The 20,079-nt window shown below is 67.4% G+C and carries 18 protein-coding genes and 1 tRNA gene; 4 read left to right on the plus strand and 15 right to left on the minus strand.

The features are described 5' to 3' along the window. Positions 1-4: 4 nt before the first annotated feature. The 12 genes from RVX_RS05325 to RVX_RS05380 all read right to left on the minus strand — a co-directional run bounded on the left by RVX_RS05325 (position 5) and on the right by RVX_RS05380 (position 13,954). Positions 5-481, minus strand: coding sequence for a PulJ/GspJ family protein (locus RVX_RS05325; protein WP_116306379.1), 477 nt, complete (start codon positions 479-481; stop codon positions 5-7). A 17-nt stretch (positions 482-498) separates the two neighbouring features. Next, positions 499-1,005, minus strand: coding sequence for a pilus assembly FimT family protein (locus tag RVX_RS05330; protein WP_116305027.1), 507 nt, complete (start codon positions 1,003-1,005; stop codon positions 499-501). Between the two features lie 113 nt (positions 1,006-1,118). Continuing rightward, complete coding sequence (locus tag RVX_RS05335) at positions 1,119-2,411, minus strand: type IV pilus twitching motility protein PilT (RefSeq protein ID WP_116305028.1); 1,293 nt, start codon at positions 2,409-2,411, stop codon at positions 1,119-1,121. A 64-nt stretch (positions 2,412-2,475) separates the two neighbouring features. Then, positions 2,476-2,895 (minus strand): type IV pilin protein, encoded by a 420-nt coding sequence (locus RVX_RS05340; protein WP_116305029.1) that lies wholly within the window; start codon positions 2,893-2,895, stop codon positions 2,476-2,478. Between the two features lie 123 nt (positions 2,896-3,018). Beyond that, positions 3,019-4,233 (minus strand): type II secretion system F family protein, encoded by a 1,215-nt coding sequence (locus RVX_RS05345; protein WP_116305030.1) that lies wholly within the window; start codon positions 4,231-4,233, stop codon positions 3,019-3,021. A gap of 244 nt (positions 4,234-4,477) precedes the next feature. Then, on the minus strand, positions 4,478-6,184 hold the full coding sequence (locus tag RVX_RS05350; RefSeq protein ID WP_116305031.1) for a GspE/PulE family protein: 1,707 nt from the start codon (positions 6,182-6,184) through the stop codon (positions 4,478-4,480). Between the two features lie 57 nt (positions 6,185-6,241). Further along, positions 6,242-7,918 (minus strand): type IV pilus secretin PilQ, encoded by a 1,677-nt coding sequence (pilQ, locus tag RVX_RS05355; protein WP_230404408.1) that lies wholly within the window; start codon positions 7,916-7,918, stop codon positions 6,242-6,244. Between the two features lie 35 nt (positions 7,919-7,953). After that, a complete protein-coding gene (locus tag RVX_RS05360; protein ID WP_116305033.1) occupies positions 7,954-8,550 on the minus strand; it encodes a hypothetical protein in 597 nt (198 codons plus the stop codon). 4 nt (positions 8,551-8,554) lie between these two features. Beyond that, a complete protein-coding gene (locus RVX_RS05365) occupies positions 8,555-9,103 on the minus strand; it encodes a hypothetical protein (RefSeq protein WP_116305034.1) in 549 nt (182 codons plus the stop codon). A gap of 11 nt (positions 9,104-9,114) precedes the next feature. Next, positions 9,115-11,034, minus strand: coding sequence for a hypothetical protein (locus RVX_RS05370; RefSeq protein ID WP_116305035.1), 1,920 nt, complete (start codon positions 11,032-11,034; stop codon positions 9,115-9,117). 735 nt (positions 11,035-11,769) lie between these two features. Next, positions 11,770-13,677, minus strand: coding sequence for a helix-turn-helix transcriptional regulator (locus RVX_RS05375; RefSeq protein WP_230404409.1), 1,908 nt, complete (start codon positions 13,675-13,677; stop codon positions 11,770-11,772). A 190-nt stretch (positions 13,678-13,867) separates the two neighbouring features. Then, positions 13,868-13,954, minus strand: a tRNA-Leu gene (locus RVX_RS05380). Between the two features lie 233 nt (positions 13,955-14,187). Between RVX_RS05380 and RVX_RS05385 the strand changes: the two genes are divergently transcribed. After that, positions 14,188-15,099, plus strand: coding sequence for an Hpt domain-containing protein (locus RVX_RS05385; RefSeq protein WP_420192418.1), 912 nt, complete (start codon positions 14,188-14,190; stop codon positions 15,097-15,099). A 229-nt stretch (positions 15,100-15,328) separates the two neighbouring features. Here RVX_RS05385 and RVX_RS05390 read toward each other — a convergent pair whose 3' ends face one another. From RVX_RS05390 to RVX_RS05400, 3 genes are all read right to left on the minus strand, one after another. Further along, positions 15,329-15,979 (minus strand): response regulator, encoded by a 651-nt coding sequence (locus RVX_RS05390; protein ID WP_116305038.1) that lies wholly within the window; start codon positions 15,977-15,979, stop codon positions 15,329-15,331. Between the two features lie 286 nt (positions 15,980-16,265). Next, positions 16,266-17,420, minus strand: coding sequence for an ABC transporter ATP-binding protein (locus RVX_RS05395; RefSeq protein WP_116305039.1), 1,155 nt, complete (start codon positions 17,418-17,420; stop codon positions 16,266-16,268). Positions 17,421-17,478: 58 nt separating this feature from the next. Next, positions 17,479-18,798, minus strand: coding sequence for a M20 family metallopeptidase (locus tag RVX_RS05400; protein ID WP_116305040.1), 1,320 nt, complete (start codon positions 18,796-18,798; stop codon positions 17,479-17,481). Positions 18,799-19,212: 414 nt separating this feature from the next. Here RVX_RS05400 and RVX_RS05405 point away from each other — a divergent pair, with 414 nt between their 5' ends. The 3 genes from RVX_RS05405 (at position 19,213) to RVX_RS05415 (ending at position 20,079) form a co-directional block, all read left to right on the plus strand. Then, the gene (locus tag RVX_RS05405) at positions 19,213-19,479 is read left to right on the plus strand and encodes a FeoA family protein (RefSeq protein WP_116305041.1); all 267 of its coding nucleotides are present in this window, start codon (positions 19,213-19,215) and stop codon (positions 19,477-19,479) included. Positions 19,480-19,506: 27 nt separating this feature from the next. Continuing rightward, entirely contained in the window at positions 19,507-19,698 is a 192-nt protein-coding gene (locus RVX_RS05410; protein ID WP_116305042.1) for a hypothetical protein, read from the plus strand. 123 nt (positions 19,699-19,821) lie between these two features. Then, positions 19,822-20,079 carry a FeoA family protein gene (locus RVX_RS05415; RefSeq protein ID WP_116305043.1) on the plus strand — a complete coding sequence of 86 codons (258 nt, stop codon included), beginning with the start codon at positions 19,822-19,824 and terminating at the stop codon, positions 20,077-20,079.

A 20,079-nucleotide genomic window follows, 5' to 3' on the forward strand; every position in this document is an offset into this window, starting at 1 on the left:
CCCCCTAACGCGAAAACAGGGTGGTGGCGGTGGAACCGTCCACGCTGATGGTCACGCGCAGGATGTCGCCGTTGCTGTCGGCCTGTTCGCTGAAAGCGGGCGCTGCGCCGGTGAAGCGGATGCGCCGGTTCACCACCACGGTGTATGCGCCATAGGTGTTGTTCTGGGCGGAGCCCGCCGTGCCGATGCGCGTCATGATGGTGGCGATGGGGTCGGCGACGGTGGCGTACAGTTCGCGGTAGTCGGCGGTCATGGATTCGATGGCGTCCGTCAATCGGGCTTGCGCCGTGGCTCGGACAAGGCTATCGGCACTGCCGCGCAAGGCCGTGCCGGACACTGACCACATCATGGAAGCCATGAGCGCGAGCATGATAATGGTGGCGATGATTTCGATGAGCGTGAAGCCCGCGCGCCTGTCCTTGAAGTCGTTGCGGTCGTTGAGGCCGATGAGATCGGTGCGGACGGGCGCGGCTGCGGTCATGCGGGGATGGTGCCGGTTCATTGCAGATACCCCGTGTTGCGGACCACGACGATGTTCTCCGTCTGGCCAAGGTAGCTGACGGTGACGGTGGTGTTGGCCGTGCGCAGGGTGGTGCCCGCCGCGTTGGAGCAGGGCCTGCCCCATGCGTCGAAGCTGATGATGGCAGCCCCGGTGGTGAACGCGGCCTGGTTCTCCACGGTGATGATGCCGGTGGCCGGTTGGCCGGGCAGCACCACGCGGGTGCCGGTATTGCCGTTGCGGAATACGGCGTAGGTGGTGGCGGAGATGATCTGCACCCCGAACACCTCGTCGCTGTTCATGGACCGGGTGCGGGCGTAGCGCAGGTGGCTGCGCACGCTGGCGGAGATGCCCGCCAGTTCCGCCGGGGTCTGCTCGAAGATGCGCCCGGCGGCCACGGCGGTGATGACCGCCATGATCACCAGCACGGCCACCACTTCGAGGATGGTGAAGCCGCGCTGCCCGGCGGGGGGCATGGAAGCGGTATGCGGAGTGTGCATCGTCATGTGCGTGCCCGCCGGGCGCGGGGCCCGGCCGTTGCGGCGGGCGCTGGCCCGCCCGTAAGGCGTGAAAATTTCCTGCTGCTGCGTGGCGGCGTTCCCCCCTGCCGCCCCTGCTGCTATCGGCCGGTAAACTCCCGCAACACATCCTCCAGCCTGCCCTCGTCGGTCAGGGTGTACACCGGTTCGCCGTGTTCTTCGGGCTGGGCCATGTCGGCACGGGTCGCCCCCGGCTGGGCCGTGTCCACGGTTGCGTGCATGGCCGCGTGCAGGGCCGGTCCATCCGGCCGGGCCAGGTGCCGGGCCGATTCCGGGGTGTAGTGGGTGGTGCCCAGGCCCCGGTCCATGAGCGGAGAATCGTAGTCCGGCTGCTGGTCTTCTTCCGGCGCGGGGCGAAACACGTTGGACGGGGCGGAAAAGCGCTGCGGCCGGTTCAGGAAGTCGTCGTAGTAGGCATCCATGGTGTACATGCCCTCGCCGCGCCCCATTTCCATGATGCTGTGCAACTGGGCGAACTTGCCCTCGCGCACCAGCATGCGCACCGGGTGGGTGCCGATGAGCAGCGACAGCACCGGCACGCGGAACCGGGCCACGGGGTGCATGCGCAACTGCTGCACCACGATGGCGTGCAACGTGGACGACAACTGGTGCCGCACCAGGTCTTGCGCCTCCAGCGGAAAGGCGTTGCACAGCCGGTACAGGGCTTCTTCCGGCGTGGCCGAGTGCAGGGAAGCGATGACCAGGTGGCCCGATTCCGCGGCGGAAAGGGCAAGGCGGATGGTTTCCGCCTCGCGCAGTTCGCCCACCAGGATCACGTCCGGGTCTTCGCGCAGCACGTCCAGAAGGCCGCGCTCGAAGCTGGGAAAATGCGCCCCCAGTTCCCGCTGCTCCACGAGTGCCTTCTTGGAGGCGAAGCGGTATTCGATGGGGTCTTCAAGGGTGATGATGTGCGCCGGGCGGTTGCGGTTTATCTCGTCCAGCATGGCGGCGATGGTGGTGGTCTTGCCGCTGCCCGTGGCCCCGCACACCAGTATCAGCCCGGCCCGCAGGCGGGTGAATTCTTCCAGCGAGGGGTGCAGGTTCAGGTGGGCCAGGGTGGGTATGCGCCCGGCCAGCAGCCGCACGGCCAGGCTGAGGCCCCGCGTGGTGTTGAAGATGTTCACCCGCACCCGGATGCCCGCCACGGAATGCGCGAAGTCCACCGACCAGCGGCGGCGCAGTATGTCCGCCCGGTGCGGGTTCAGCAGGTCGCGGGCCAGCCCGTCCACTTCCACGGGCGACAGCACGGTGTCGCGCAGCATGCCGATGTCGCCGTCCTTGCGGTACGCCACCGGATGGCCGCCGGTGATGTGCACGTCGGACCAGCCGTGGGCCACGGCCTGGGAGATGATGCGGCTGAAGGCTTCGTTCATGGCGGACACCTGTGCGTAGATGGGGAAAGGGCGGCGGCGCGGGTGCGCCGCCGCCGACGTGGTGTTAGTCGCAGAGAGGCGGACGCAGGTTGTAGGCACCGGTGATAGTGGTGTCTGCGGCGTTGGTGAGAGTAACCGCAACCACACCGTTGGTAGCAGCCAGCGGGTCAGCCCAGCCAGTGCCCGCAACCGTCCAGCCACCCACGTTGCCGTCTGCGTCCGTCAAGTTGGTTGAGCCAACTTGAGCAAGGGCAGTCGTGCAAACGCCGTTGGAAACTTGCAACTGTTGGGCGAACAACTGGTTGATGCGTGCTTGGACTTCAGCGCCAGCCGCGCGAACCGCAGCCTGGTTGGCGTTGTTGGTGAGCTCAAAGTAGCGTGGCGCAACAACCGCTGCCAGAATGCCCATGATGACGAGCACCGCGATGATTTCAATGAGGGTGAAACCCTTCTGCCCTTGCCTGTTGGTGCGATCCTTTTTCATAATTCCTCCTGATATACATTTAATATAGCCTGTTGACGTCATTCGCGGTCTATCCGCATATGCTCCCATATCTTTCCTCCGAGTACCATCAGCATGCTTGATAGTCCGGAGTGTTGGGCCGATTTACCGCTGGACCATTTTTGTCAGGTCCCACATGGGCATGAAGATGGCGAGGGCGAAAAAGCCCACCACCGCCGCAAGCGCCACGATGAGCACGGGCCCGATGGCCTCGGCCATGCCCGCCACGGCGTATTCCACTTCCTCATCGTAGTGGGCGGCCACGTCTTTCAGCATGGAATCGAGGCTGCCCGATTCCTCGCCAATGGCCACCATGTTGATGACCAGCGGGGTGAAGAATTTGGCCGATTTCAACGGGTCTGCAATGCCCCGGCCTTCGCGCAGCTTGTCCTGTATCCTGCGAAATTCGCGGGCGATGGCCGCGTTGCCGATGGTGTTGGTCAGCACGTCCAGCGCATCGAGCACGGATACACCGCTAGACTGCATGATCGAAAAAATGGATGCGAAACGGGCCATGACAGACTTTTGCAGCACAGGCCCTGTAATGGGGATGAGCAGAAGGGTGTGGTCGCGCCAGTAGCGGCCTGGTTCAGTGCGCACCCACCATTTGTAGGACACAATTCCGCACACCAACAGGCCGAGCGCAATTGGCCAATATGTAGTCAGAGCATGGTGTAATCCCAACGCAACCTTGGTGGGCCAAGGAAGCTCAATGCGCGCTTTGGAGAATATGGTGATGAACTTGGGAATGACCATGTTCAGCAGCACGAAAAACGCAATGGTCAATGCCCCCAGCACCATCTTGGGGTAGCGCATGGCCGACTTGATGTCGGAGCGTATCTTGTGCTCGTGCTCCAGCAGGTAGACCAGCCGTTCCATCACGTCGCCCAGCGCGCCGCTGGCTTCGCCCGCGCGCATCATGGAGCAGTACAGTTCGCTGAACACGCGCGGGTGCGCCTTGAAGGCGTCGTACAGGGTGCTGCCGCCCACGATGGACTGGGCCATGTCTGCCGCCACGCGCTTGAGCTTTTTGCTTTCCGTCTGGTTCTGCAGCACCTGCAACAGTTGGGTGATGGGTATGCCCGCCTGGAACAGGGTGCGGAACTGCTTGGTGAACAGGATGAGTTCCTTGGGCTTTACCGGGTTCAGGATGTCGCCCAGCGCGCCGAACTCGAAGCTGGCCCCCTGCGCCTTGACCTTCATGGGCACGTAGCCGCGTGACAGCAGCAGGGCGCGGGCGGCGTCTGCGGTGTCCGCGTCGATGGCGCCTTGCATGTTCACGCCGTTTTCGTTCAGCGCGGTGTAGACGTAGGTGGGCATGTCGTGCCTGTTGCTGATGTTGCCGGTTAGCTGAGAAAATGTGCCTGTACGTTGGCCGATGGCTTTTTGTTTGTTCAGCGCTCTGGTTTTTTCACGCCGTTGCGAGGCTGTCAGCTTTCAACGTAGGATTTTTCTTCGTTGGCGAGGAAACCGAGTCCGCCGTGAGGGAGTATACTTTTGTGGTATTCGACCGAAGCGGCGGACGAAGGTTGACGACGCCAACGGAGAAAAGGACACGTTGAAACTATAGCATGACGGACGTCGCCGCTTCCTCGACCGTCGTGGTGCCCCGCAGAATCTTCTGCGCCGCGTCCTGCTTAAGGGTGCGCATCAGCCCGGCCTCGATGGCCGTTTCCGCGATGATCTGCGTGGAGCTGCGCTTGATCACCAGATCCTGGATGGTCTGGGTCATGGGCAGTATCTCGAACACCCCGGTGCGCCCCCGGTAGCCGGTATGCGCGCAGTGGTGGCAGCCGCGCCCCTTCAGGTAGGTGGCCCCCGGCGTGTCCGGCGCAAGGCCGAAGGCGGCAAGGGCCGCAGGCAGCGGCTCGTAGGGTTCCCCGCAGTTGGTGCACACCCGGCGCACCAGCCGCTGCGCGAACGAGACCAGCAGCACCGAAGACACCAGAAACGGCTCTATGCCCATGTCGATAAGGCGCGTCACCGCGCCCGCCGCGTCGTTGGTGTGCAGGGTGGACAGCACAAGGTGGCCGGTAAGGGCGGCCTGCACGGCAATGGCGGCGGTTTCCGCGTCGCGTATTTCGCCCACCATCACCACGTCCGGGTCCTGCCGCAGGATGGAGCGCAGGCCGCTGGCGAATGTCATGCCCGCCTTGCGGTTCAGCTGCACCTGGCGGATGCCCCGGATGCGGTATTCCACCGGGTCTTCCAGGGTGATGATGTTGATGTCCGGCCGGTTGATGCTTTTCAGGATGGCGTACAGGCTGGTGGACTTGCCGCTGCCCGTGGGGCCGGTGGACAGGATCATGCCGTAGGGCTTGTGGATGGCCCCTTCGATGGTCACGTGGTCGTTCTGCTGCATGCCCAGCATGTCCAGCGTGTAGTCGCGCCCGCTCATGTCCAGCAGGCGCATCACCATGTTTTCGCCGTAGATGGTGGGTATGCTGGACACGCGCACGTTTATCTCGCGGTTGTCCAGGTGCATGGTAAAGCGGCCGTCCTGCGGCACGCGGGTGACGGCGATGTCCATGTTGCCCAGGATCTTGATGCGCGAGACAACGGCGGGGGCCACGCTGCGTGGCGGGGCCGGGGCCTCGCGCAGCTTGCCGTCTATGCGAAAGCGCACCTGCACGCTGTCCTTTTCGGGGCTGATGTGCACGTCGCTCGCGCCTTCGCGCACGGCCTGCGCCAGAATGGAGTTGACCAGCCGGATGACGGGCGCAAGGTCGGCCTGGTTGGCCAGTTCGTCCACGGCCACGTCGCGCTCGGCGGCGTCTGTGGTGCTGGCGGCGGCGGTTTGCAGGTCGCCCAGGCTTTCGATGACGCCATCGAGGTTGGTGAACATGCCGTAGATGGCGCTGAAGAGCTGGTTGTACTCCTGCTCGGTGCAGATGAGCGGCTCCACCTCGCTGTTGGTGATGAACTCCAGCGTGTCCAGCGCGTCGATGTCCAGCGGGTCGACCATGGCCACCACCAGCACGTGCCCGTGCTGCTGGATGGGCACGGCGCTGCACTTCTGCGCGGCGTCCAGCGGCAGGCGCTCGGCCATGTTCAGGCTGAGCGGGTACTGCTGCGGGCTGTACCGGTCTATCTTCAACTGGCGGCTTACCAGTTCCACCACGTCGGCTTCGCGGCACAGGTTGGTCTTGGTCAGGTACTGGCCAAGGCGCAGCCCGCTTTTCTTGTGTTCGCGCAGGGCGGCCTTGAGCTGCTCGTCGGTGAGCAGCCCGGCCTGCACCAGCAGTTCGCCCAATCGTACACGCTGACGCACGGCGTTCCTACCTTGCTACGGGGTGATGGTGTGGCGTCATGGTTTGCGTTCCTGCGGCTACTGGCGGGGCAGCACCGGCTGGCTGACCACGGGGGGCTGGCCTTGCTGGCCAGACTGGATGGTCTGGCCTACCTGGCCCGGCTGCACGGTGATGCTCTGGGTGCCGCCCTGTTCCGCCAGTTCGCGGTAGGGCAGCACGGACGGGGTGATGAAGATCAGCACTTCTTCCAGCTTGCTGCCCTTGGAATCGCTGCCGAACAGCCAGCCTATGCCTTCCACGTCGTGCAGGCCGGGCACGCCGCTGCGGCCCGTGCTCTTGCGGTCCTTGGTCAGGCCGGAAATGACGATGGTCTCGCCGTCCTGCACGATGAGGGTGGTTTCGGTCTGCTTCTTGATGATGAAGGGGTTGCCTTCCACCGTGCGGGTAAGGTCCACCTCGTCCTTCTTTACCAGCACCTTCAGCTTCAGGTTCTTGTCGTCGATGACGTGGGGGGTGATTTCCAGGCGCAGCACCGCATCCTCGAACTTCACCTCGCGGTCGCCCTGGGCGTTGGTGGAAACGTAGGGCACCTTCTCGCCGTTTTCGGTGAAGGCCATCTGGTTATCCAGGGTGGAGATGGAGGGCGACGAGAGGATGTTGACCTTGTTGTTTTCCTGCAGGGCGGAAAGCTGCATTTCCAGGATGTTGCCGCCAATGGTGCCGAACATCAGCCCAAGGGACGCAGCGCCCGACTTGCCCGTGGTGTCGATGGGAAAGTTGACGCCGTTGCCCTGCCCGCTGATGCCGGGGCTGCCGAAGAACGGCGTGTAGCCGCCCGTCTGCGGGTTGGTGCTGGTGGAGCCGCTGGTGCCGCCGGGGGTGAAGTAGAACCTGTCGCCGTTGCCCGCGTTGCCGCTGCGGCCAAGGCCCGCCCACTGGATGCCCAGGTCGCGCGCGGTTTCCTTGGTGGCTTCCACGATGTGGGCGCGCAACTGGATTTGCGCGCGGGGCTTGTCGAGGTTGGCGACCAGGGTCATCAGCTTGCGCTGGTCGTCTTCCACGGCCTGGATGATCAGCGAGTTGGTGAAGGTGTCCACCACCACCGAGCCCACGGGCTTGCCCGCGTCGTCCTTGGAAAGGAAGCCTTCCAGGTTCTTTTTCAGTTCCGCCGCCTCTGCGTAGCGCACGTCGAGCACGGTGGTGATGAGCGGGCCAACCTTGCGGCCCTTCAGCTTTTGGGCGATGCGCTGGTTTTCCAGGGTGGTGCGTTCAAGCTCGGCCTTCTTGTCGGCCATGGTCATGACCTTGATCAGCTCGCCCTGCCACGCGTAGTCCAGCCCGTTGCTGTCCAGCATGCCCTTGAACACGTCGGACCACGGCACGCGGTTGACGTTGACGTTGACCGCGCCCTTCACGCCGGGGCTGAGGATGATGTTGCGGCCAGCGGCGGCGGCCAGGCTGCGCAGGGCCACGCCCACGTCCACGTTGTGGAGCTTGAGCGTTACCGGCACGGTGGGCAGCGGGCGGGCCTGCTGGTCTTGTTCTTCCGCCACCTTGTCCTGCCGCAGCACGGCGCGGGGCTTGAGGTCGCGCGTTTCGCGCGAGGGCGAGAAGCCCGTGGAGTTGGTGGCCATGGTCTTCCACTTGTCGAAGAACGGGTCGGCCTCTTCCTTGCGTTGGGCGCAACCCAGGGTGCCGACGATGAATGCCGCCGCAAGCAGGACGACGAAGGCCAGGGGAACGTGTCTTCTCATGGAGCGCATCAGAATTCTCCCGTACTGCTCGCAGGTTACAGGTCGTCGCCCGAGTAGGGAATTTCCCTGTCGGTCACATCGCCCGGCGATGCCAGGACGACCTTGCCCGGCGTTATCGACTTCACCACGTATCCGGAGTCCGCAACGGTTTCGCCCACGCGGTATTCAAGCCCGTCGAGTATGGCCAGCACGCTGTTGCCGATGGCCACGTAGCCCGTAAAGGCGATGTCGTGCGCGGCGCTCTTGCCGTCTTTTCCATACTGCCCGCCGCCCGCGCCGCCCATGCCGTCGCCCTTGCCCGGCAGGGGGTGGAAGGGGTTGGGGGCCGCCTGCCGGGTGGCCGCGTCCAGCACGTAGAGCTGGCTTTGGGTCACCACCGCCTCGGCCAGGGTCTTGCGGGCCTGATCGACAATGGCCTGCGGGGCCTGCGGGGCCTGCGGGGGGCCGGAGGCTTCCGCGCCGCCCGTAGCGCCCGTCGCGCCGGTCGGGCCAGCAAGGCTGGACGACATGGAGCCGGGGGCTCCGGCGGCCGGGACGGGCCGCGAAGAACCCGACGGAATCAACAGGATGACCACCGCCGCGATGGCCGCGACGCCCGCCATGCCGAGCAAAATCTTTTCCCTGGTGGTCATGCCGTTATCCACCGATGCGCGTTGCGCTGCCGTTAACCTTCACCCAGATGGACACCTTGTAGCCGGGCCACTGGGTGCCCGCGGCCACTTCCATCGATTCCACCCTGTCCAGCCACGGCTGGGCGGTGACCTGCATGAGGAAGGCGCGGAACGATTCCAGCGGGCCGTCCATCGTGCCGTCCAGCCGCACCAGGTTGCTGCCGCCCAGCACCGATTCCGCCAGCGGCACGAAGCGCACGCCCTTGAGCGAGGCGTGGTTGCCCATTTCCTGCAACGTGCCGATGGCCTCGGCCAGCGCGGGCGGGTTGGGCGAGGCCAGCGCGGTGCGGCGCGACAGGGGCGCGTCGAAGCGGGCCGCGTCGGCCTTCATTTCGGCGATGACCGGGGCGAAGGCCTGCTGCATCTGCAACATGGCGCGAACCTGCGCCGTTTCTTCGCGCACGCGGGCCGTTTCGCGCATGGCGGGCGCGATGAGCAGGGCCGCCATGCCCACGATGGCCGCCAGGGACAGCCCCGGGACGAGAAAGGGCGATGTGCTTTTGGATGCTTGCATGGCTGTGCCCGTCACACCAGTTTGAGGGTGGCTATGAACTGCAGCGATTCGGTGGCCGCGCCCGTTTCCGGGGTCTTTTTCTCCACCGTCACCGAAAGCACCATGGGGGAGCGTTCCAGCCGGTACAGGAAGTCGGCCAGCATGGCCTCTCGCTGGAGCATGTCGCCGGAAACCACGCCCGTCACCACGGCCATGGCCGTGGCCTGGGCCGTCTTGTCTTCTGGCTTGCCCTGCGGCTGCGCGGCCTTGCCCTTGGTGTCCTTTGCCCCCTGGGTCTGCCCCGGCTGGTCGAGCTGGGTCAGGCGCAGGCCGGAAAGGCGCACCCCCGAGGGGGTGACGGCCGCCAGTTCCGCCAGCAGCGCCACGGAAACCTGCCGCCTGCTCATGGACTGCACGGCAAGGCGCAGCGCCTTGCCCTTGGCCGATGCGGCCAGCAGCTTCGGCTTGTCGAGTGTTTCGCCGTAGGCGGCAAGCTGCTGGCGCAGGGCGTCTCGGTCGGACCGGGCGGACAGCAGGATCGCCCCCTGGAAGCTGGCGAACACCGCCGTGCACAGCACAACGACAATGCTGCCCACGGCCACCGCCATGCGGATGCGTTCGTGCTTGCGGGCTTCCTTGCGCTCGCGGAAGGTGTTCACGCAGTTCTGGGTGCGGGCGTCGTCCGACAGCGAAAGCCCGATGGCCCACTGGGCCTCGGCGCAGTCGGACGGCAGCTTGGCGATGTCCAGTTCCGCGCCGGGCGTGGCCGGGCCGCGCTGGCTGTTCAGCGCCGCGCACGGAATGCCCACCTGCCGCCCGAATTCGTCCACCAGCGGTTGCAGGCAGCCGCCGGGGGTGGAAAGGAACATGCGCGACACGGCCGGGTAGCCGAGGGTGTTGGCGAAGTGGTCCATGGTGCGTTCCAGCTGGCGCACCAGCCGTTCCACGGCAGAGGCGATGCTGGAGCCGATGTCCGCCACCGGCGGCCCCGCCGGTGAGGCGGCTTGCGCCGTGGGCGCTGCGGGCACGGGCACGGGCTGGCCGGTGGACCCCGTGGCGTGGGTGGCAACAGGCCCCGCCATCGTGCAGGTTGCGTTGCGCAGCAAGAGTTCGCGGGCTTCGGCGTCGGTGAGGGGGCGGGCGGTGGCGGCGGTGGATTCCACCAGGGCGCGGGCCAGGCTGGCGAAGCCGGTCTTGACCATGCGGCTCAGCACCACCTGCGACGAGGAGTAGATGTCGATGCGGGTCGATTCCTCGTCGATGTGCAGCACGGCGAACTGTTCGGTGGCCGGGTCCAGCCAGCCGGTGGTGAACAGGTTGTGCGAGGCGATGACCCGCGTGGCCGCGCCGGCAAGGGCAAAGCCCGCCCGCTGCACGATGTTGCGCACCTCGCCAACGGCCGCGCGCACCGCCAGGGTGGCGGTGACGGGGAGCTTGGGCACGCCCTTTTCGATGATCTCGCCGCCGATGGTGCAGTCGAACACCGACTGCCGCTCGTCGAACTCGCGCTCCTTGCGGGCGGTCCAGAAGGCCACGTCGTCGCGTTCCTTGGCCGCAACCTTGGGAATGCGGAAGTGCCAGTGTTCGGCGTGTTCGTCGGGCAGGGCGGCCCACACCTCAAGGTCGGGCGCGGGGCCGCAGAAATCGAGTATCTGCTGGCGGAGAAAGGAGGAGAAGGCGTCGTCGCCGGGGCGGATGCCCGCGGGAATGCGGATGGCCTGCACCCCCTGCAGCACCGGCAGGCCGGCGCGGCCGTGGCGGCTTTCCGCCAGGTACAGGCAGCGGCCGCGCCATTCCACGCCGAGCACGCGGCGTTCCTTCAGCGGGCGCAGCAGCGGGATGTTCCACTTGCCGGGGCCCGGCACGGGCCGTGGCGCGGGGCGCGCGGAATCGCCCTTGCGGATGAGTTCGAGCAGACGCCCGGTGGAGGACGCATTGGCGTGCAGACCCATGAAGCCACCATCCCGATTACGGTTTCCCGGGCGGCGCGGGGCCGCCCGTGGTTGTCGTGCCGTATCGCAAGGTCGATGCGCGGCGCGCGTGGCTGTCCGTCGCCGGGGCGACGGCTGGCTGCCGCGCGGGCCATGCTCAACCGCTTGTCAGTTCCCGGCGGCCCCATAGGTTCCACCAGGTCATGACGGTGAGGTGTCCGTCCGGTTCTGCATGTGTGGAAACGTTGGAATGCGCCAGGTCGAAGGCCCCCCCTGCGGCCCGGCGTATCCCCCCCTCAATGCTGCGGCTGCGACCTTGCTACAGAATATTGCTGACGCGCAAGCGTGTTATAACTTTTCTAGAGAAAAGGCCACACACCGTTACATCATTTGACAGGCCGGGTGGCCCAGGCCGGGTGCGCGGCCAGATTGGCGCGCGACGGGCCGGGGGCTGGGCCTGATCATGGAAAGGTAACGGTGCTGCCAAGATATCCGTCGAAAGAAAAAAAACAATCACCCACCGTGGAATCTGCGGGTGATATTTTGGGTGATTTTTAAGGGGGGAGGCGCGGCGCGGGCCATGGCGGGGCGCTTTGCGCGTTGTCGCGAACCCTGGCGGTCGGTAGCGCCCCGTAGCGCCCCGTGGCCAACAGTTGTGCACGGTGACGAACGGCCGCGAACGGGCGCGCCTGTTGCGCGACAAGGCCGATCGCATGCATGGGGGCCGCAGGGAGCCTATCGGGCGGGGACTGGTTGCTACGCGCTTGGCCGGGCGGGGTCGAACCGCGTGACGGCGTTGCGCAATTCCTGCTGGTTGGCCACGCCGAGTTGGCGGTAGATGTTGCGGACGTGGGTCTTCAGGGTGTTGTAGGAAATGTTCAGCCGGTCGCAGATTTCCGGGCCGGAGTGGCGGTCGGCCAGCAGCAGGGTGACGGCCACCTGCTGCCGGGTGAGCCCCATGCGGCGCAGGGAATCGGCCAGGCACTCGGCGGGCGGGGCCGAAGGGTAGGGGCGCGGCGCGGCCGAGGCGGATGGCGCGGGGCGGGCCGGTGGCGCGGGCTGCGCCGCGTCGGCGGGGCCGCTGGCGGATGCGTGGGCTGGCGGGCTTATCGTTGCCCCCATGCCGGGCAGGGTGAACGGGGTGGGCAGCGGCAGTTCCGCGCCGTCCGCGCCCACGGGGGCGGGGTGGCGCGGCATGGCTGGGTGCTCCGGCGCGGCGGGCGCCGAGCGCGCGGACTCGACGGAGACGGGCGTGCCGGGAACGCAGGTCGGCGCGGGCGGCCAGGCTTGGGGGGGCGCGTCCGTGATTGCGGCATCCGCAACCGCACTGTCCGTGGCCCGCCGTCGCGACGCGGCGCAGGCGTCCGTCGCCGTCGTTTCTTCCGTTTCCGTCGCCATGTCGGAAAGAATGGTCCGCAGCATGGCGTTGTCATCGCAGTCGGCGTCGTCCACCGGGCAGGCGATGTCGGATGCGTCGTCGTCCGGCACGTGGCCTGGCAGCCGCCAGCCCATGTAGGTGGCCGGGTCGGGGCGCACCACCAGCATGATGGAAATGATGGCGCACACCGCCGCCAGAGAGATGATCTGGATGTGGGCGATGTCCGGCGGCAGCAGCCATCCGAGTCCCATGGACAGCAGGCTGCCGGTCCACTGCGCCCCGAAGATCATGGCCCAGTAGAGGGCCACCATGCGCGCGCGGTTGCGGTTCGCGTGCAGCCCCGCGCTGTGCAGCAGCGAGGTGTACATGAACACGTCCAGCAATGCGCTGCCCGAAAGCTGGATGAACATGGGCACGCGCGGCAAGCGCTGGCCCAGCAGCATCAGCGTGGCAAAGCCAAGGCCCAGCAGGGGCAGGGCCAGCCGAAACAGATGGCGCGGGGCCACGGTGGGTTGGAAGCGCAACAGGATGGCCGCGCACAGGGCAACCCCGCAGAACACCGCGCTGGAGGCCATGACCGTGGCGTCGCTTTCCGGGGGCAGTTGATCCAGCAATTGGTAGAACAGCCCGCACGCCGCGCTGGCCAAAAACAGCGCCGCCAGCAGCGAAGGGGGCAGGGGCCGCAGCGGAGCGGGTTCCCTGCCGTCGGGGACTTCGGGCAGGGAGACCTTGCCCAGCAGCAGGCGCGCGCCCAGCGGCAGGCCCACGCCCACGGCCAGCCAGGCGGCTTCGCCGCCCAGTCCGGAAATGGACAGCGCCAGCACCGATTCCGCCACGAAGGTGGCCACGGCGAAGCAGAGCGCGGCGTCGAGGCTGGACAGGGCTGCCAGGCGCACGCCCCATCCGTGGAACAGCAGCGTGGCCCCGGCCACTGCCAGCGCGCCACAGAGTATTCCGATGCCCGGGGCGAGCGGGCCAAGGCCCGGCACAAGTCCCAGCAGGGGCAGCAGCAGCGCGGCCAGCGCCGCGTCGTGCACCCGCGAAAGGTGCGTGGCGCGCGGCATCAGGGCCACGCAGCGCGAACACGCCAGCATGGTCATGATGGCGATGGGCATCACCCATTCCCCGGCGGTCTCGGGCAGGGCCAGCACCTGCGGCAGGTGGGCGCGCAAGAGGCCCGCGCGCATGAGGTACCACACGCAGGCGATGGAAAGGCCGAAACCCAGCCCCCCGCGCACGATGGCGGTGGCGGAACGCAACGGCGGACGATCGACGGGCAACGGCATGGGCACTCCCTTTCGTCGTGGCGCGATTGAATGGGAATCTCTTGTGCCATGCATGATTTTGGCGATGGGGGCAACGCGGTTAGAGATATTCGCGCAAGGATGGGAGCTGCGGGGGGAAGGCGCTTGTTGGCGCGATGGCGGGCTGAAAATGCAGAAAGGTCCCGGCGAATGCCGGGACCTTTGCGTGCGATGGTGCCGAAGGGGAGAGTCGAACTCCCACTCCCTTGCGGGAACTAGACCCTGAACCTAGCGTGTCTACCAATTCCACCACTTCGGCGCAGGAGGGTCTTCTAGCCAAAAGGGGGGGATGTTGGCAAGCGTTTTTTTTAAATCCCGTGGGAATTCCGGCCAAAGTAGGTTGCCGTCTCCCCATGGGGCGTTGGCGGGCGCGGAAAAATACTTGCGCTGCGGGCGTGGGCTAAGGCAATGCGTCATGCCTGCCGATAGCACCGGGGCGGGCATGTGGACAGGCGCGACAGCGTCGCCCGGCACGAGGGAAATGGAGGTGCGATGCCAAAGGTCTTGAAGGGTGGCGACACGCCGACCCTGCACGGGGATGATGCCGGAACGGATGCGTCGCAGCAGCGGAGCGTCGCCGTTGATGGTCTGGACGGCGCACGCCCCGGCATGGGGGGGGCTGTGGGGTGCCTCGTGCTGGTGCTCGACGCGCACCCGGCTGCGCGCGACGCCCTGGCGGCGCAGGTGGCCCTGCTGCTGCCGGGGGCGCGGCCTGCCTCGGGCATTGGGGGGGATGCCGTTGTTGGCGGAGCCTCCGCTGGCCCGTTTTGTCAGTCTGGCCCGTCGGGCCCGGCCGTTTCTTTTGGCCCGGCCGCGCGGCTTGTGGTGCGCAGCGCGGGTGGGGGCATCCCCATTCCCCCGGTCTGGGAGGGGGTTCCGGTGGCCGAGGTGCGCCCCCGTGACGTGGACGGCGACGGAGCCGACGTCGTGCCGCGAGGCCGTGCGGGCGCACGGCGCGAGGCCGACCCGGGCGGGCGCGTGGATCTTGCCGATGTGGCGTTGGCCCTGGCACGCTGCGGCCAGTTGCGACAGGTGGCCGTGCCGGAGGCGTCGTCCGGCCCCGGGCTTTCCGGATCGGCCCTGGCCGCGGGGGTGCCTGAAGTGATGCGCCCGCTGCTGCCCGGCGTGCAGCGTACGGCCGATGCCCTGGTGGGGCAGGCGGAGGCGGCGCTGGCTGCGGGCGACCAGGCGCTGCTGGCCCGAGTGGGGCACACCCTGCGCGGCATGGCGGCCAACTACGCCATGCCGGAACTGGCCGCCTGCTCGGCGGCGCTGGAACGCTCCGCCCATGGAGGCGACGTGGATGCGGCGGCGGACGCCCTGGCGTGGCTGCGGGCGGCCGTGGCCGCCCTGACCTCGGTGATCGCCATGCCCGGCGATGCGGGGATTCAGGAACGCGAATAAGCGCCGCGCCCTTCGGTGCGCCGCCGCAAGCGGGCAGCGCCGCCAAGGCACGGCGATTTCCTCCCTACCCATTTCCAACGCCTTTCCGGATGCCCTGGTGAACCCGGCGGTTCCGGCGACTGGGGCGCGAACGCATCGACGGGCCGGACTCCCATGGGAGTCCGGCCCGTCGTCAGTGTCTTCTCGTGATGTCGGGCCGCGTTGCGGCGTCGGGGCACGCCGTGCCCGGCTACGGCGTGACGGTCAGCCCGTGCTCGATGGCGAAGCTGACCAGTTCGGCCGTGCTGTCCGCGCCCAGCTTGCGCTTCAGGTTGGCCTTGTGCTTTTCCACGGTCTTGTGACTGATGCACAGCTTGTCCGCGATCATCTTGTTGCCGTGGCCCTCGGCCACCAGCTTCAGCACCTGCTTTTCGCGGTCGCTCAACAGGTCGAGCAGCGACCCGCTTTCGCGGCGTCCGTGACGAAGGAAATCCTCTATGAGCAGTTCGGAGATTTCCGGGCTGATGTAGCGGCGGCCGGAAAGCACCGTCTCCATGGCCTGCACCAGGATGTCGCTGGAAACGTTCTTCAGCACGTAGCCGTCGGCGCCCGCGCTGAGGGTGCGGTAAATCAGGCTGTCCTTCTTGTGGGCGGTGAGCGCCAGCACCTTGGTGTGCTCGCAGCGCCGCTTGATTTCACGGATGGCTTCCGTGCCGTCCATGAGCGGCAGCGTCAGATCCATCAATACGATGTCCGGCGTGTGCTTTTCGACGATTTTCAGGGCCTGGATGCCGTCCGGGGCTTCACCCACGATGGTGAACGCGGGATAGGTCCCGAGCAGGGCCTTCAGCCCTTCACGGACGATATCGAGGTCTTCAACGAGCACAACGGTTTTCGACATGTTGGCAGCCTTTGACTATGATGTCATCTGGTCTGAAAATAACACGATACCTTATATGTGCCCCGGTTGGAATTGTAAACCTGCTTTCGGCGCAGTAGGGTTATTCCCCATTATAACGTAGGGAGGGGTGTGCGCCATGGCGTAAATGAACGCATCACCGCGGCGTGGGTGGAAAAGGAGCGGCGCACCTGTGCGCTGCTGTGTCGGCGCATGCGGCGCGGGGTGCGTGCCGCGCGCAACTCCAGCCCACTGCGGGGGCACGCGGGCGCCAATGCGGCCAGCCCGGCTATTGCGCGCCCTGTGCGTGCAGCCAGCAGCGCACGCCGCGGGCATGGGGGGCGGCATGGGGGGGCTCCCCCGTCTCGCGGTCGGGGGTGAGCAGGGGCGGTTCTTCTTTCCCGCACCGCGCGAAGGCGTGCGGGCAGCGATCGCGAAAGGTGCAGCCCGTGGGCAGGGCCCACAGCGGCGGCACCGTGCCCGGAATGGCCGAAAGGCGGTCGGCGCGCGGGCCGGAAACCGCCTGCGGCACCGAATGCATCAGCCCTACCGCATACGGGTGCAGCGGCCGGGTGAAGAATTCCCCCACCGGAGCGTATTCCATGATCCGCCCGGCATACATCACGGCCACGTGGTCGGCGGTTTCCGCCACCACGCCCAGATCATGGGTGATCAGCAGCACGGACGCCCCCCGGCGGGCCGCCAGTTCGCGCATCAGGCGCAGTATCTGGCGCTGGATGGTCACGTCCAGCGCGGTGGTGGGCTCGTCGGCGATGAGCAGGCGCGGGTCGCAGGCCAAGGCCATGGCGATCATCACCCGCTGGCGCATGCCGCCGCTCATCTGGTGCGGAAAGTCGCGGGCGCGCAGTTCCGGCGAGGGAATGCCCACCTGGCGCAGCAGGTCCACGGCGCGGGCGGCGGCCTCGGAGCGCGAAAGGCCCAGGTGCAGCCGCAGTCCCTCGGCGATCTGCTCGCCCACCCGGAACACCGGGTTCAGCGATGTCATGGGCTCCTGGAAGATCATGGAGATGCTGCGCCCGCGCACCCCGCGCATGTCCTGTTCCGGCAGGGTCAGCAACTCCCGCCCTTCCAGCCGCACCGATCCGGAAGCGATGCGCCCCGGCTCGGGCACCAGGCGCAGCAGGGCCAGCGCCGTCATGCTCTTGCCGCAGCCCGATTCACCCACCAGGCACAGGGTGCGCCCCGGCTCTATGGCGAAGGAGACGCCCGCCACGGCCCGCAGGGACGCGACGTCTGCCGCATCTCCCGCGCCGCCCGCGCCGGTCCGGCCGGGAAACTCCACGGTCAGTTCGCGCACGTCCAACAGGGGGTGGGGCGTCGGCCCGGAGAGGGGCTGATCCTTGGCGGCGGTCTGCGCGCGAGGCGCTGTCGAGGGCGCCTGGTCGGGCATTGCGTCGGTCGTGGAGGTGTTGGCGTTGGTCATGTCTGGCCTGTAGCTGTTTCCTGCGGATGTTGCCAGCGGGCGGCGGGGCGGGTGGCGGCTATGCCCCGGCCCGGTGCGGCCGCCCTTGCTGTCCGGTCGTTCCGGCCTCTTCGAGCGCCAGGGCCAGCAAGGCCTCGTACACCGGCACCAGGCTGGCGATCAGCAGATGCTCCCGGTCGGTATGCTGACTGGTTTCACCCTCCGCGCCCCAGACCACCCCGGCAATGGAAAGGTCGGTCAGGAAGCGGGCGTCGCTGGCCCCGTGGGCGCAGCCGGGGGCCGCGCCGGGGGCGTGACGCAACAGCCTGCCCATCCACGGGGTGTCGCCGGTGACGAAAAGCGGTTCCATGCGGGTGACGGCCAGTTCCCCTTGCACGGCGGCGCGCATCTCGGCCACCAGTCGCTGCGGGTCGTCGTGTTCGGTGTAGCGCACGTCCAGATGGGCCACGGCCTCGCCGGGCACCAGGTTCACCGCCGTGCCCGCGTGCAGCAGGCCCAGGTTCATGGTGCGGTGCCAGTGGTCGGCCGCGCGGGGGGCGTCTCCCTCGGGCGCGCGGTCCGGGTGCGGGCCGGGGTACTGGCCGGGAAAGAGCGGCTTCAACGCCTCGTAGTCGCGCACCAGCGCGTCCACGGCGTTTTCGCCCATCCACGGCCGTGCGCCGTGGGCGCTCTTGCCCCGCGCGGTAAGCACAAGGTCGATGACCCCTTTTTCCCTGGTAATGACGGAGCCGGGCGCGCCACCGTCCAGCGCCACGCAGAAGTCGGCGCGGATGTGGGGCAGGGCGCGGAACGCACCATTGCGCCCGCCGGTTTCCTCGTCGCCGGTGATCACCAGCACCAGGGGCAGGGATTCCGCCCCACGGCCCTGCACGGCAAGTTCGCGCAGGCAGCGGCGGCACAACACCAGGGCCATGGCCACGGCGTACTTGTCGTCGATGGCGCCGCGCCCGTGCAGCACGCCGGTGGCCGTGTCCATGCGCGGTGTGAACAACGCGTCCGCGCCGTCCACGACGTCGAAGTGCACCAGCAGGGCCAGCGGGGCGGCATGGGCGGGGTTTCCCGCCAGCAGCGAGGGTATGCCCTCGTGCTCCATGCGGGTGCAGGGAATTTCGTTATCGGCCAGCCAGGCGGCGATGACGTCCGCGCAGCGGGTCACCTCTGCCGGGCGAGAGGCGGTGGAGCGGATGGCCATGAGCCGGGCGGTCAGCGCCACCATGTCGGCGATGTCTTCCGCCGTGACGTCGGCAAGGTCGGCTGGCAGGCAGGCGCGGGCCTGTTCGGCGAACGTGGAGAAGGAGGCGTCGTCATCGGCGACTGTGCTCTTGTCTCCGATGACGGCATGGCTTTCGGCGGCGTGGTCGGCGGTGCGATGCGACATTTCGGTGAAGGCTCCGTGGATGCGATGTGAGGCCGGTGCGGGCTTTCCGCACATTGCGCGGGGCTGGCCGGGCCGTCCGCAAGGCTACCGCAGCGGGCGGGGCGCGTCCAGTTCGCCGGGGCCGGGCGAAGGCCGATGGCGGGGGAGCGGCAAGGCCGTGATCTGTCGGCAGGGCGGGCGGAACGCCTGCGGTCGTGCACGAGTAGCCGCGTGCTGCCCGGAAGAAGGCGACTTTGTCGAGAAGGAACTTGACAATCATTTTCAGGAGGTGCAGATTTGGTGCGTCGGGCGTGCACGCCCGGTTGTTGTCCCGTTCCCGTTCCCGTTCCCGTTCCTCGTGCCCGCGCAGGCGCGGCGCAGGAGCAGGACGGCGGCGGTGCGGCGACGGTCGCGGACCGAACCAAGGAGTAGGATATGCCCTGTTGCAAGTTGAGCGATGTTCCCGCCGGGTGCCGGGTTCGGGTGCGTCGCCTGTGCGACAAGCAAGGCGAGCGGGGCAGGCTGTGTGCGCTGGGCATAACGCCCGGCACGGAGCTTGAGGTCTGCTCGCAGTCTGGTTCGTGTTGCGTACGGGTGCGTGACGCCTCGCTGGTGCTTGGCGACACGCTTGCCTGCGACGTTTACTGCGAGCCGGTGGCCTCCGCGTCGCCGGATTCCGCACATGACGCGCCGCGTCGATAGCGGCGCGCTGACGCAAGGAGAATGCTGATGACCTGGGACACCCTTGTGGTGGTAGCCATCGTGGTGGCGGCGGCGTGGTATGTCGCGCGGCGCTACCTGTTCCGCAAGCCGGGCGGTTGCGGTTGCGGCTGCTCCACGAGCTCTGGCGGTTCGGGCTGCTGCGGCGGCGGGGGGCACATAGCCTCCAGGCCGGGCGCATCCTGCGGCTGCGGCAAGTAGGGCTGATAGTGCTGGAAATGGCCGGCCCGAGGGCCGCGCCTTTTTTTAACGCCGCCTAATGAGAAAGATTTTCAATTTCGCGAGGGCAGCCAGCCCCGCGCAGCTTGAGGAGGAGACACGAAGATGGGCAAAACCATTCCCCTGCGGCAACTGGCCGTGGGCCAGCGGGCGCGCATCGCCAAGGTGGACGCGCACGGCGAACTCGGGCGGCGCATCCGCGACATGGGGCTGATCCCCGGCGCGGAAGTGGAAGTCGTGGGGCGCGCGCCCCTGATGGATCCGGTGGCCCTGCGCCTGAAGGGGTTCACCCTTTCGCTGCGCAACAACGAGGCCGATTTCATCGCCGTCGAGACCGACGCCCAGCCCCGCCCGCAGGAGTAA

Source organism: Nitratidesulfovibrio sp. HK-II (assembly GCF_003402415.2).
Classification (GTDB): domain Bacteria; phylum Desulfobacterota; class Desulfovibrionia; order Desulfovibrionales; family Desulfovibrionaceae; genus Cupidesulfovibrio.